Annotated in this window: 11 protein-coding genes; 1 reads left to right on the top strand and 10 read right to left on the bottom strand. The window is 62.7% G+C overall.

Annotation, left to right across the window (positions count from 1 at the left end; all coding sequences use genetic code 11):
* Window positions 1-232: 232 nt before the first annotated feature.
* The 10 genes from FRZ40_RS34400 to garD all read right to left on the bottom strand — a co-directional run bounded on the left by FRZ40_RS34400 (window position 233) and on the right by garD (window position 12,254).
* A complete protein-coding gene (locus tag FRZ40_RS34400) occupies window positions 233-1,375 on the bottom strand; it encodes a GlxA family transcriptional regulator (RefSeq protein ID WP_338048189.1) in 1,143 nt (380 codons plus the stop codon).
* Between the two features lie 6 nt (window positions 1,376-1,381).
* Window positions 1,382-2,761, bottom strand: a complete 1,380-nt coding sequence (locus FRZ40_RS34395) for an MFS transporter (RefSeq protein ID WP_147237174.1) — start codon at window positions 2,759-2,761, stop codon at window positions 1,382-1,384.
* A gap of 222 nt (window positions 2,762-2,983) precedes the next feature.
* Window positions 2,984-4,459, bottom strand: coding sequence for a purine-cytosine permease family protein (locus FRZ40_RS34390; protein WP_147237173.1), 1,476 nt, complete (start codon window positions 4,457-4,459; stop codon window positions 2,984-2,986).
* 16 nt (window positions 4,460-4,475) lie between these two features.
* Window positions 4,476-5,270 carry a creatininase gene (locus FRZ40_RS34385; RefSeq protein ID WP_028364459.1) on the bottom strand — a complete coding sequence of 265 codons (795 nt, stop codon included), beginning with the start codon at window positions 5,268-5,270 and terminating at the stop codon, window positions 4,476-4,478.
* A gap of 71 nt (window positions 5,271-5,341) precedes the next feature.
* A complete protein-coding gene (gene glyA, locus FRZ40_RS34380; RefSeq protein ID WP_028364458.1) occupies window positions 5,342-6,601 on the bottom strand; it encodes a serine hydroxymethyltransferase in 1,260 nt (419 codons plus the stop codon).
* Between the two features lie 66 nt (window positions 6,602-6,667).
* Window positions 6,668-7,879, bottom strand: coding sequence for a M24 family metallopeptidase (locus FRZ40_RS34375; RefSeq protein WP_028364457.1), 1,212 nt, complete (start codon window positions 7,877-7,879; stop codon window positions 6,668-6,670).
* A 162-nt stretch (window positions 7,880-8,041) separates the two neighbouring features.
* Complete coding sequence (locus FRZ40_RS34370) at window positions 8,042-9,055, bottom strand: GlxA family transcriptional regulator (RefSeq protein WP_147237172.1); 1,014 nt, start codon at window positions 9,053-9,055, stop codon at window positions 8,042-8,044.
* 91 nt (window positions 9,056-9,146) lie between these two features.
* On the bottom strand, window positions 9,147-9,347 hold the full coding sequence (locus tag FRZ40_RS34365) for a hypothetical protein (RefSeq protein ID WP_147237171.1): 201 nt from the start codon (window positions 9,345-9,347) through the stop codon (window positions 9,147-9,149).
* Window positions 9,348-9,485: 138 nt separating this feature from the next.
* The gene (locus FRZ40_RS34360; protein WP_147237170.1) at window positions 9,486-10,598 is read right to left on the bottom strand and encodes a lactonase family protein; all 1,113 of its coding nucleotides are present in this window, start codon (window positions 10,596-10,598) and stop codon (window positions 9,486-9,488) included.
* Window positions 10,599-10,661: 63 nt separating this feature from the next.
* On the bottom strand, window positions 10,662-12,254 hold the full coding sequence (gene garD / locus FRZ40_RS34355; RefSeq protein WP_028364453.1) for a galactarate dehydratase: 1,593 nt from the start codon (window positions 12,252-12,254) through the stop codon (window positions 10,662-10,664).
* A gap of 200 nt (window positions 12,255-12,454) precedes the next feature.
* Here garD and kdgD point away from each other — a divergent pair, with 200 nt between their 5' ends.
* Window positions 12,455-13,372 carry a 5-dehydro-4-deoxyglucarate dehydratase gene (kdgD, locus tag FRZ40_RS34350; protein ID WP_028364452.1) on the top strand — a complete coding sequence of 306 codons (918 nt, stop codon included), beginning with the start codon at window positions 12,455-12,457 and terminating at the stop codon, window positions 13,370-13,372.
* The last annotated feature ends 8 nt before the right edge of the window (window positions 13,373-13,380 follow it).

The following is a 13,380-nucleotide window of genomic DNA, read 5'->3' as shown; positions in this document are numbered from 1 at the left end:
TTCGCAGGAAGGCAGGGTAAATACGGAGCGAAATGGGTTTGGCATCGCCCGGACAACCGTCCGAAGCGAGACGCCGGAGGTATGAAGAAACGGGAAGCCCCGCGTGGAGAGGGTTCCACGGTATCCCGTGCGGATGCCGTTCGCCGTATCGGCTCACGGCTCGCTGGACGGGCTCATAAACAAAACAGATGGCTTAATAGCGACTCTGTGTGGGCTGCCGTGCAAACGGGCGTCAAGGCTTCCCGCATCCGGCCTGTAACGTGTCCGCGCCCGTCGTGCAGTTCGCGAATCCGGGCGGCAGGCCGCACTCGACGCCGCCGGATGCGCGGACCCGATCGACGCGATATGCATTGGGTGCGACGCCAAACTCTTTGCGAAATTCGCGCCCCATGTGAGAGGCGTCCGCGAAGCCGCAGGTCGCCGCGATCTCCGCCACGGTGCGATCCGAATCCGTCAGCAGCCACGCGGCTGTCCTCAGCCGCATGCGTCTCGCGTACGCGAGCGGCGACTCACCCGTTTGCGCCTTGAACAGGCGCTGCAAGTGCCGCACCGACATGTCGACACGCCCGGCCAGCTGCTCCAGGCTCAACGGCCGCCCGATGTGCTGCTCCATCAGATGGACCACGCGCTTCACGCGAGGATGCGTCACGGGTTTCGTGCCTGGCGGATGCGGCTGCGGCGCGCTCGCCCGCTGCGCATCCTCGACGAGGAGAATGCGCAGTGCCTTCTGCACGGTCGCGGCGTCGAGATGCCGCTGCAGAATGGCGGCGGCCACATCGATGGACGCCCGTCCGCCCGAACACGTAATTCTCCGGCGATCGATGACGAACAAACGATCCGCGACGAGCAGCGACTCGTCCGCACCCGGGAATCGCGCGATGTAGTCCCAGTAATGAAACCAGCTGACGCACACGCGATGCCCGTCCATCACGCCCGCGCGCGACAGCGCGAACACGCCGGTGCAGAGGCCCACGAGCGTCGATGAACGGTCGGCGGCGCGCCGCACGAACTGAAGCGTCGCATCGCTGGCGCCGGGCCCGGAATGCAGCAACCCGCCGATCACGACGACGTAATCGAATGCGCCCGCTTCGTCGAAGGTTTGCCACGGCTGGATCTGGATGCCGCAGCTCGCTCTGACGGGCGTCAGCGTTTCGCCGACGACCGTCCATGCGCATCGCACCGGTTTGCTGAAATCGCCCTCGTCGCTTGCGAGGCGCAACAGATCGACGAAACCGGAAAACGCCGTCAACGTGAAGTTCGGCAGCAGGACGATGCCGAACTTCACGGGCCGCGTCGTCTCGGCAGCGACGCCGGGCTTTCTCGCCGGGCCGGCGGCGCGCGCTCCTGAGCCGAATTGATCCGTCACGATGCGCATGGCGGATCACTCGTCGGCCAAAGGCGCACGCGACGTCTCGCGGCTCGCGCTCATCGCAATCAACGCGATCACGGCCGCGCCCACCAGATACCACGCGGGTGCGAGCTTGCTGCCCGTCGCACCGATCAGCCACGTCGCGACGAGCGGCGCCGTTCCTCCGAACAGCGCGTTGGCCGCATTGAAGCAGAATGCGAAGCCGCTGTAACGCACCCGCGTCGGGAAGATCTCCGACAGAAAGCAAGGCAGCGTACCGTCGTTCATCGTCAGCAACGCGCCGAACGCGATCTGTATCGCAACGATCGTCATGAAGCCCGCGCCCGCCAGCCCCTTGAAGAGCGGCACCGTCAGCACCGCGAACAGGATCGACGCGCCGATCAGCATCGACTTGCGTCCCAGCCGGTCCGACAACGCGCCCATCATGAAGACGAGGCCGATATAAGCCGCCAGCGAGATCGTCGCGGCGACGAACGACGCTGTCTCGTCCATGCCGAGTTCCGTCGACAGATAGGTCGGCATGTAGCTCAGCACCAGATAGAACGCGACGGCGTTCAGGCAGGTCACGCCGAACGCGATCACCATCTTCATCCGATGCTTGCCGAGCAGTTCGGCGATCGGCGCGCGTGCGACATGACTCTGTTGCTCGAGCGCCTTGAAACGCGGCGTGTCTTCGAGCTTCACGCGAATGTAGCGGCCGATCAGACCGAACGGCGCGGCAAGCAGAAACGGCAGACGCCAGCCGAATGAATGCAGTTGCTCGCTGCTCAGCACGGCGTGCATGACCGCGATCAGAATCGAGCCGAACAGCAGGCCCGCCGCGGTGCTGGCGGGCACGATGCTCGTATAGAAGCCGCGCCGGTTCGACGGCGCATACTCCGCGAGAAACGCCGAAGCGCCCGCGTACTCGCCGGAAGCGGAAAAGCCCTGGACCACGCGCACGAGCAGCAGCAGCACGGGCGCGAGCACACCCACCTGTGCGTACGTCGGCAACAGTGCAATCACGAAGGTCGAGGCCGACATGATCAGAATCGACAGCGACAGCGAAGCACGCCGCCCGATCTTGTCGCCGAAATGTCCCCACACGATGCCGCCAATCGGCCGCACGATGAACGAAATGGCGAACACGCCATAGGCCGCGAGCAGACCTGTGCTGCCGTCCGACTTCGGAAAGAACACGACGGCGATGATCGTCGCGAGATAGCCATACGACGCGTAATCGAACCACTCGACGAAGTTGCCGATAAAGCTCGCGCAGGCTGCGCGCCTGAGCAGTTTCGGATCGACAGCTGCATCTGCAGCTGCTCCCTTCGTCGTGTCTTCGCGCAACGCGCCAGCGGATGCGATGCCGCGCGTGACAGACTCTTCATGTACAACTCTTCGCGTATTCATTGATGCTCTCCAGACCTGATGATGATCGAACCGGCTTGAGTGCATGGTAGAAGTCCGATAACGCGGAATATTTCCTCTTTCGTCATCGCGCTCGCTGTTTTCGACATCGAGGGTATACGCCAGCGAAGCCCTGAAAACGGGCGTCAACGCAAAAAAGCCCGCTATCTCCGCTGGCGTTGAACAACGCCGGCGGAGATAGCGGGCAACCTCGGACAATACGGATCAGATCGACGTGGAATGAACGTCGCCGCGCAGGCGATCGTTAGCCGATGTCGTGAGAAACAGCGGGTGTCTGCGCGCCAGCAGGAAGTACGCAACGCCTCCCGTCAGCAGCGAGAACTCGAAACTCAGATCGCCCCAGCCGAGATAGTCACGCATCAGCGGGCTCACGTAGGTCGGCGAGTTCGAGAACACGATCGACGCAACGATGCCCAACATCCACGCGACGATGCCCGGCCAGAAAATCCCGTTCGTGTACCAGTACGCGCCGCCGCCCCACTTCATCCATTCTTCGGCGCGATAGTGCCCGCGGCGCATGAAGTAGTCGACCACCACGATCGCGGCCCAGGGCGCAGTCCAGAAGACCATGTAGTTGAGAAAGACCTGATACATGTCGAAGAACTGGCCATAGAACACGGTGACCACACGGAACGACAACGTGAACAGCGCGATGATCGCCAGCGACGTCACGCGGTTGATCGGGATGCGCAGCGCGAGCAGACCGAGACCCGCCGTGTAGCCGTTGGGCACGTTCGCCGCAATGCCGCCCAGAATGATCGCGAACAGCAAGGGCACGATGAACCACGTCGGCAGAAAGCGGCCGAGCTGACTCACGGGATCTTCGCCGAGCGAGCCGCCGAGCGCCGTTGCAAACAGCACGCCGATCACTTCGCAGAACATCAGCGCGACGAACTGTCCGCCGCCTGCCGCCAGCACGATCTTTTTCCAGCTCGTTTCCGCGGGGAAATAGCGGCTGTAGTCGGAGGCGAAATTGGCCCATCCGATCGGGTACGAAAACACGATCCCCATCGCGATCAGCCACGTGCTGAACGAGCCGCCGCCATGGTTGACCTGCGATGCGATCGCAAGGCTCGTGTGCGGCAGGACGAACGCGGCAAGTCCGGCGAACAGCACCGCGAGTATCACCGCGATCCATTTTTCGGCGGCGATGATGGTCGCGTGACCGAAGATCGCGAGCACGATCTCCGCGGCCAGGATGATCGCGAGCGACACCCACACCACTGCGTGACTATGAAAACCGCCCATTTTCAGCAGCGTTTCGAGCGCCTGGGTGGCGACGACGGAGTTGATCGAGAACCAGCTCAACGCCGATATCAGGCTGACGGCTTTCGGCAGGAACGAGCCGAGTTGCCCGAACGAGCTTCGCGACGTCATGATCCCCGACGTACCCGTTTTCGGCCCCATGATGGTCGTGAGTCCAAGCACGAAGCAGCCGAACGCATTGCCTACCAGAATCGCGAGCAACGCCTGCCACAGCGACAGCCCTTGAGACAGCGCCAGTGCGCCAGTGACCACCACCACGTAGTTCGTGTTTGCGCCTATCCACATCTTGAAGAGTTCGGCGGGCGTGCCATGCCGGTCTTCGCGAGGGATCGGGTCGATCGCGTGCTGCTCGATGCTCCACGCCTTGTCGGCGTCCACTTCATGATGCAGATGACTGCTCTGATGCGCGCTCATCGCTCTCTCCCCGTTGTCAGGTCCGCGATGCTTTCGCACGCGCTTGCCAGGCTTCGCCCAGTGCCTGCGACATACCCTCGACGCAGACGTCGAACAGCAATTTCCCTTTCTCCGCGGAGGCATGCGCGGCCGACGACAGACATCCCGATGCGGGCGTCCACTCGGGAATTGGCGGGAATACGTCGTAGGGCGGGAATGTCGCGGCAGCATGCGTCGGCACTTGCGACATGTCGACCAGATGCGGATGCAGATGCAGCATCAGCGAGGTCTCGAGCACGCCGCCATGCTCGACGGCCCAGCCCGGAAATCCGTCGGGATAAATGCGCGCGATCGTCTGCTCGGTGACGAAGTCCCAATACGACAGCATCACAACCTGCAAGTCATGAATGCCTTCCCATTTCAGCTCGCGCAGCGCGAGATCGATGCCCTCGACGGCGAACATCGAGTTCTCGAAGTGGCCGTTGATCAGGCAGATCTTGCGCGCACCGTGACGCGCGAATTCCTTGAGGATGTCCTTCACGGTCGACGACAAGGTATGACCGTCGAGACTCGTCGTGCCGCACAGATGATTGCCGCCGCCGCTCTTTTGCTGCGACTTGTATCCGTATGCGATCGCGGGCGCGACCAGCGCGTCGATGTTCTGCGCAACCGCGACGCCGATGGCCGTCGGCAGCAGCACATCGGGGTTCATCGACATATGCGGCCCGTGCTGCTCCAGCGCACCGAGCGGAATCAGCACGGGCCAGCCTCCGCCAATGCGGCGCGCGTACTCGGGCGCCGCCAGTTCTCCTATCACCACACTTTGCTTCATGGCTGTTGCCTCCTCATTACCTCGATACGTGTCTCGTTGTGCTGCATGTCGATGTCCGGCGCGGGCGCTCGTCAAAGGCCGCGATAAACCGGCAGGCGCGCGCACAGTTGCGCGACCTGTTCGCGCACGCGAGCCTCCGTCTGCGCGTCGCCGATACGGTCGAGCACATCGCAGACGAGCGATGCCGTGAGCCTCGCTTCCGTCTCGCCGAATCCGCGCGTCGTGATGGCGGGCGTGCCGATGCGAATGCCGCTCGTCACGAACGGCGACTGCGGGTCGTTCGGCACCGCGTTCTTGTTGACCGTAATGTGCGTCCGGCCAAGCGCCGCGTCCGCGTCCTTGCCCGTGATGCCCTTGTCGATGAGATCCACCAGGAACAGGTGATCGTCCGTGCCGCCCGACACCACCTTGTACCCGCGCTCGATGAATACCGCCACCATCGCGCGCGCGTTGTCCAGGGTCTGCTTCTGGTACGCGGCGAATTCCGCGCCGAGCGCTTCCTTGAACGCCACCGCCTTCGCCGCGATCACATGCATCAGCGGACCGCCTTGCGTGCCGGGGAAGACCATCGCGTTGAGTTTTTTCTCGAGCGCTTCGTTCGCGCGCGCGAGGATCAGGCCGCCGCGCGGACCGCGCAGTGTCTTGTGCGTGGTCGTCGTCACGACGTCCGCGAACGGCACGGGGTTCGGATAAAGGCCCGCGGCAACCAGGCCCGCCACGTGCGCCATATCGACGAAGAGAAGCGCGTCGATGCGATCGGCGATCTCGCGAAAGCGCGCGAAGTCGAGCACGCGCGAATACGCGGAAAAGCCCGCGACGATCATCTTCGGCCGATGTTCGAGCGCGAGGCGTTCCACCTCGTCATAGTCGATCAGTCCTGTCGCCGCGTCGACGCCGTACTGGATCGCGTTGAACACCTTACCCGAAAACGAGACTTTCGCGCCGTGCGTCAGATGTCCGCCGTGCGCGAGGCTCATGCCGAGGATGGTGTCGCCGGGCGTCAGCAGCGCCAGATAAACGGCCGCGTTCGCCTGCGATCCGCTATGCGGCTGGACATTCGCATACGCGGCGCCGAACAGCCGTCTGGCACGCTCGACAGCCAGCGACTCGACCACATCCACGTGTTCGCATCCGCCGTAATAACGCTTGCCGGGATACCCTTCCGCGTACTTGTTGGTCAGCACCGAACCCTGCGCCTCCAGCACGCGCGGGCTCGCATAGTTTTCCGACGCGATCAGCTCGATGTGATCTTCCTGCCGTTGGCGCTCGCGCAGCATCGCGTCCGACAGTTCGGGATCGAAGCCCGCGATCGTCTGTTCTTTCGAAAACATGTACCACGCCTCCTGCCACAGTGGGTCGCCTGCGGCCTTCGCCGCAGGGCTTCGTGCAAATGGCCGTCAGGCCGCGATGATGTTGTGCTCCGGCCCGTACGCGAAGCCGGTGATGTTCGTCGCGCCCTTCTCGCCGATCACGAGAATGTCGTGCTCGCGATAGCCGCCCGCGCCCGGCTGGCCTTCCGGCAGCATGATCATCGGCTCCATCGACACGACCATGTTCGGCTCCAGCACGGTGTCGATGTCTTCCCGCAGTTCGAGGCCCGCTTCGCGGCCGTAGTAGTGCGACAGCACGCCGAACGAATGGCCGTAGCCGAACGTGCGGTACTTGAGCACGCCGTACTCGGCGTAGATCTTGTTCAGTTCGTTCGCAATGTCGCCGCAGCGCGCGCCCGGCTTGATCAGCTTGAGACCTGCCTCATGCACCTCGACGTTGATCTTCCAGAGCCGCAAATGCGCGTCCGGGCAATGATCGAAGAACATCGTGCGTTCGAGCGCCGTGTAGTAGCCGGCGATCATAGAAAAGCAGTTCAGGCTCAGGATGTCGCCCTTTTGCACCTTGCGCGTCGTCACCGGGTTGTGCGCGCCGTCGGTGTTGATGCCCGACTGGAACCACGTCCATGTGTCCATCAGTTCCGAATCGGGAAAACGCCGCGCGATTTCCCGCACCATCGCCTGCGTCGACGCGAGCGCCACTTCGTGCTCGGGCACGCCTTCGTGCACGGCTGCCGCGAGCGCCGCGCCGCCCACGTCGCACACGTTCGCGCCATGCTTGATCAGTTCGATTTCTTCCGCCGACTTGATCATCCGCATGCGCATCGTCTGCGCGCTGATGTCGACGAATTCCGCGGAAGGCAGCGCTGCTTTCAGTTTAGCCAGCACTTCGACGGGGATCTGATCGAACTCGACGCCTACGCGGCCGCGATTTTCGATTTCGCCCTGCACGGCGCGGAAAAAATTGTCGCGCTGCCAGTCGGTATAGACGACGTTGTAGTCGCCCACCGTGCGCCGCCACGGCTGGCCGCCGTCGATATTCGCCGAGATCGACACGACTTTCCTGTCTGTCACGACGAGCCCGTATTTGCGGCCAAACGAGCAGTAGAGAAAGTCCGCGTAGTAGTTGATGTTGTGATACGACGTGAACAGCACGGCGTCGATATTTTCGCGCGCCATCAGGTCACGCAGTTTGCCTTGACGGTTCGCATATTCGGCATCGGAGAAGGTGTGCTTCACTTTCTTGCCGTTCTCGATCCGGATCAGGTTCTCCAGTTTCATGTGCTCGACTCCTCGGTGAAAAATCCTGTTGAAGTGAGCCTCATGTTAGGGTTCTGCCCGTTTCGAATATTTCCCGATGCGACACAGGAGTTTTTATTTTCGACATCGAGGGTTAACCACAATCCGTGGCGCACGCGCGCATGAGTGCTTGCTGAGGGATGTTCAGAGCGCCTTTTGATAGCGTCTGCGATCGGCCATCGGAGAGATATGGAACTGCGCCTTGTAGCGGGTCGAGAAGTGCGTCAGCGACGTGAAGCCGGTGCGCGCGCAGACCTCTTCGAGCGGTTTGGCCGTTCTGTAGAGGAGCTGCCGTGCACGCAGCAGACGGATTTCCAGGTACGCCTGCGCGGGCGTCTTGCCGAGCCGTTCGCTGAACCAGCGCTCGAGCTGCCGTTGCGAGACGTCGAGAAACGCCGCAATCTCCGCGACTGAAAGCGTTTCCTCGACGTTGCTTTCCATCACCTGCAGGGCTTCGTCGAGTTTCGTGTGCTCGGCGCCGATGTACTGCCGCAGCGACGTCACCTGACGCTGCTCGTGACTGCGCCGCTCGGCCACCAGCAGTTCGAGCACGCGCGCCGCCAGCGAATGGCTGCCGGGCGGCATGCCGAGCAGATGCACCATCAGATCGAGTGGCGCGACGCCGCCGCTGCACGTATAGCGGTCGCGATCGACCTCATACAGGCGGTTGGAGACGGTCAGCTTCGGAAACTGTTCCAGCAGCACGTCCTGGTCTTCCCAGTGAATCGTGCACCGATAGCCGTTCAGAAGCCCCGCTCGCGCGAGAAAATAGCTGCCCGTGTCGAGTCCGCCGAGCGCCGTTCCGCTGCGCGCCTGATAGCGCAGCCAGTCGAGCACCGCGCCGATCCCTTTGCGCGGTATCGGATTCGGACCGACCACGAACACGGCATCGAATTTCCCCGCGTCGGCCATCGACGTGTCGGGCATGACACGGATGCCGTCGCTCGAACACACGTACTCGTCGCCCGTTCCGATCAGCTGATAGTCGTAGACCTTGCGTTCGACGAGCATGTTCGCGATACGCAATGGGTCCACTGCCGTGCCCAGTGCGATCAGCGAAAAGTTGTCCAGCAACAGGAAGCCGTAGCGCGTGACGCGCAGATCGTGCACGCCCGCATCGATACGGCTCTGGGGATGTTGCTCAGATGATGACGACATGGCCGGCCGTATCGGGGGCGATAGTGGAAACCGGCATCATAGCGTTACTTCATTCGATAGCAGGGTGTCTCAGCAGAGACTGCACGAGCCATCAACGGAAGTATGCGACGAACTGGAGTATCGTCCCTGCCCCTGCGATCAACGTGAACACGGCCGCCAGCACAACACCGGCAGTTTCCCTGATCTGCTCCGAACGATCGTGCGAGACGCTGTAGGTTCTCAAGCGACCTTCGAGGACGTGTTCAACCAGATGCTCTTCGACAGCCGTTTGACGACAGTTCTTCGTGTTCATTCTGGATCAGCGCCGTAGAAGAATGAGACAACGCGATGCGTTGCGCCTTATTGTGGACGACCACAACTTCTTCGGCACCGGTCCGGAAAACTTTAGCGGTCTCGCGAGGCTGCTCGCGACATCGCAACGAGCGCGGAATTACCGATTCGATCCGTCGAAACCCACGACTTCGACCCAGTTCGCACCCTTGCCCACCGGGTACTTGCCGATCTCGCCGAGTGCGCCCGTACTCGCGTCGATGCGATACACGCTCAACGTGGGAGACAACTGGCCCACGGCGAGCAGGTATTGTCCCGTCGGATCGATGTTGAATCCGCGCGGCTGCTTTTCCGTCGGATAGGTGCCGAAACGCGTCAGCTTGCCCGTCGCGGCGTCGACCTTGTAGGCCGCCAACGTGCTCGACGTGCGCTCCGATGCATACAGAAAGCGCCCGTCCGGCGTCAGGTGGACATCGGCGCCCCACGGCTTGTCGCCCGAAAACGCAGGCGGAAGAATCGACACGGTCTGGATCGGCGTGACCGTATCCGACGCGCGATCGAACGACAGCACATGCAGCTTGCCGTCGAGCTCGTCGATCAGATACACGAACCGTTGATCGCGCGAAAACACGAAGTGACGCGGCCCCGATTTTTCCGGCAGCTTGTACGCAGGATCGCGGTCTTCCGTCAGATGCCCCGTCGAAGTATCGAATTTCAGGCGCAGCCACGCGTCCGAACCGAGCACCGACGCGAACGCATAACGGTTGTCGGCGGAAGTGCGGATCGCGTGCGCCATCGGACCCGTCTTGATGGTCTGCTGCACGTCCTTCGCGACGCCATCGGCGCCGATCGCGTTGACCGCGAGCATGTTCCCGCCGTACGAAGCCGAAAACAGATAGCGCCCTGTCGCGTCCGTCGACACATAGGCCATGCTGTCGGCGAGCGGCGCCCGGCCCAGTTCGATCAGCCGGCCGTCGAGCGGATTGATCGCGAAACTCACCACGCGATACGGCGTGGATCGCAAGCCCGCATACAGACGATGCTGATCCGGCGACAGCGCCATCGGCATGACGGTGCCATCGACAGGCACGGTTTCGACAGACGTCAGCTTGCCATTCGCCTGATCGAGCGCCAGCACGGAAATATCCTTGCTGTCGGCGTTCGACACATACACATAAGTCGACGCATGCGCCGCGAGCGATGCCGTCGCGCTGAACACGGCTGCCGCGACAATCCGAAGAGCATGCTTCGTGAACTTTGCTTTGCCTGTCATTGTTGTGGTCTCCGTTTGTTGTTTTAAAGCATGCTTCGGATCGTCGAAACGCGGCGCGTTCGCTCAGGTCACGGGCGCCGGATTGAACAGCACGAGCGCGTTGTGCAGCTTGAGCGCTTCGGCGCAGGTCTTCTTGCGTCCGCTCGCGACCTCGAGCATCAGATGGAACAATTCCCAGCCCACGTCTTCGATGGTGGCGTCGCCTGTTGCGATCGTCCCCGCGTTGACGTCGATCAGGTCGAACCAGCGGCGCGCGAGGTCCGTGCGCGTCGCCAGCTTGATGACGGGCACCTCCGCGAGGCTATACGGCGTGCCGCGGCCCGTCGTGAACACGTGCAGGTTGATGCCGGCCGCCACTTGCAGCGTGCCGCAGATGAAATCGCTCGCAGGCGTGGCCGCGTAAATCAAGCCTTTTTGCGTGGCTTTCTCGCCCGGCGAGAGCACGCCGGAAATCTGCGAATTGCCCGACTTGATGATCGAGCCCATGGCCTTTTCGACGATATTCGACAGGCCGCCTTTCTTGTTGCCAGGCGTCGTGTTGGCGCTGCGATCCGCACCGCCGCGCTTGAGGTAGCTGTCGTACCACTGCATTTCGCGGATGATGGCGGCCGCGACATCCGCATTGGCCGCGCGCGCCGTGAGCTGGCCGACGCCGTCGCGCACTTCCGTCACTTCGGAGAACATCACCGTCGCGCCTGCGCGAACCAGCAGATCCGTGGCAAAACCGACGGCCGGATTCGCCGTGAGTCCGGAGAACGCGTCGCTGCCGCCGCATTGCACGCCGATCACGAGATCCGATGCCGGACAGGTTTCGCGGCGCCGCGTGTCGAGCCGCTTCAGATGCCCTTCGGCCATCTTCATGATCGATTCGATCATCGCCTGGAAGCCGACGTGGGACTCGTCCTGCAAGGTCACGACCTCGCCGTTGCCCGTCTTCGCCGAGAGATCGCCGATATCGGCAACGTCTTCCGTGCTGGATGCCGTCGCGATCGGGATCGTGCCGGGCGGCATCAGGCGCTCGGGCTGCAGCTTCTCGCAGCCGAGGCTCACCATCATCACCTCGCCGCCGAAGTTCGGATTCAGGCTGATGTTGCGCACCGTGCGGATAGGCACCATCGCGTCGGGCGCGTCGATCGCGACGCCGCATCCGTAAGTGTGCCCGAGACTCACGACGTCATCCACGTTCGGATACTTCGGCAGCAGCTCGGCCTTGATGCGCGTCACCGCATGCTGAACCACGTCGGCCACGCATTGCACGGTGGTCGTGATCGCGAGGATGTTGCGCGTGCCGACCGAGCCGTCCGCATTGCGATAGCCCTCGAACGTGTAGCCGTCGAGCGGAGGCATGTCGGGCGCCTTGATCGTCGCGACGGGCAGGTCGTCGAGCGCGGGCGGAGTCGGCATGCGGATGACGTGCTCGTTGACCCAGCTGCCCTTCGGCAGCGCCTTCAGCGCGTAACCGATGACCACGTTGTAGCGCACGACGGCGTCGCCTTCTGCGAGATCCCGGAGCGCCACCTTGTGGCCTTGCGGCACGCGTTCGCACAACGTCAGGCCGTCGGGGAAAACGGCGCCGGCGTCCAGACCGCCGTCGTTGACGACGATCGCGACGTTGTCGTCGGGGTGCACGCGGATGTAAAGCGGTGACTGTTTCATTGCCTTCTGCTCGATCGGCTTAAAGCCAGCTATTTCGTCAAACAACTTAGGCGTCATCGTACAACATTTGGCGTGAATACGGCTACGCGTAAACCCTTAAATCCACGGAAATATGGTGATTTCATTTGATTCGAGGCCGTTGCACTTGTACGATCACTTCACTCAACACGTCTGACAACATAATTCCCGACACACGAATCATGACGACACCCCAGGAACTCAAGCAGATTGTTTCGGAAGGCCTGCTGTCCTTCCCCGTGACCGACTTCGACGCAAACGGCGATTTCCGTCCCGACACCTACGCGAAGCGGCTCGAATGGCTCGCGCCCTACGGCGCATCGGCCTTGTTCGTCGCGGGCGGCACGGGCGAGTTCTTCTCGCTCACGCATAGCGAATACTCGAACGTCGTGCGCACGGCGACGGAAGTCTGCAAAGGCAAGGTGCCGATCCTCGCGGGCGCGGGCGGCCCGACCCGCACGGCCATCGCCTTCGCGCAGGAAGCGCGGCGCAACGGCGCGAACGGCATTCTGCTGATGCCGCACTATCTGACGGAAGCGTCGCAGGAAGGCATTGCGCTGCACGCCGAACAGGTGTGCAAGTCGGTGCCCGACATGGGCGTGATCATCTATAACCGCGCCAACTCCAAACTGAATGCCGACTCGCTCGCGCAGCTGGCAGACAGGTGTCCGAACCTGATCGGCTTCAAGGACGGTGTCGGCGAAATCGAAAGCATGGTGTCGATCCGCCGCCGCCTCGGCGACCGTTTCTCCTATCTCGGCGGCCTGCCGACGGCGGAAGTCTACGCAGCGGCGTATAAGGCGCTGGGCGTGCCCGTGTATTCATCGGCCGTGTTCAACTTCATTCCGAAGACCGCGATGGAGTTCTACCGCGCGATCGCCGCTGACGATCACGCCACCACGGGCCGCCTGATCGACGAGTTCTTCCTGCCGTATCTGGCCATCCGCAACCGTCGGGCGGGCTACGCAGTGAGCATCGTGAAGGCGGGCGCGAAACTCGTAGGCCGCGATGCGGGCCCCGTGCGTGCGCCCCTCACCGATCTCACGGAAGACGAACTCGCGCAACTCGACGCGCTGATCCGCAAGCTCGGCGCGCAATAAGCGCCACG

This window comes from Paraburkholderia azotifigens (genome assembly GCF_007995085.1).
Lineage (GTDB): Bacteria > Pseudomonadota > Gammaproteobacteria > Burkholderiales > Burkholderiaceae > Paraburkholderia > Paraburkholderia azotifigens.
The sequence above is the reverse complement of the archived record's forward strand: the minus strand, read 5'-3'. Positions and strand labels throughout refer to the sequence as shown.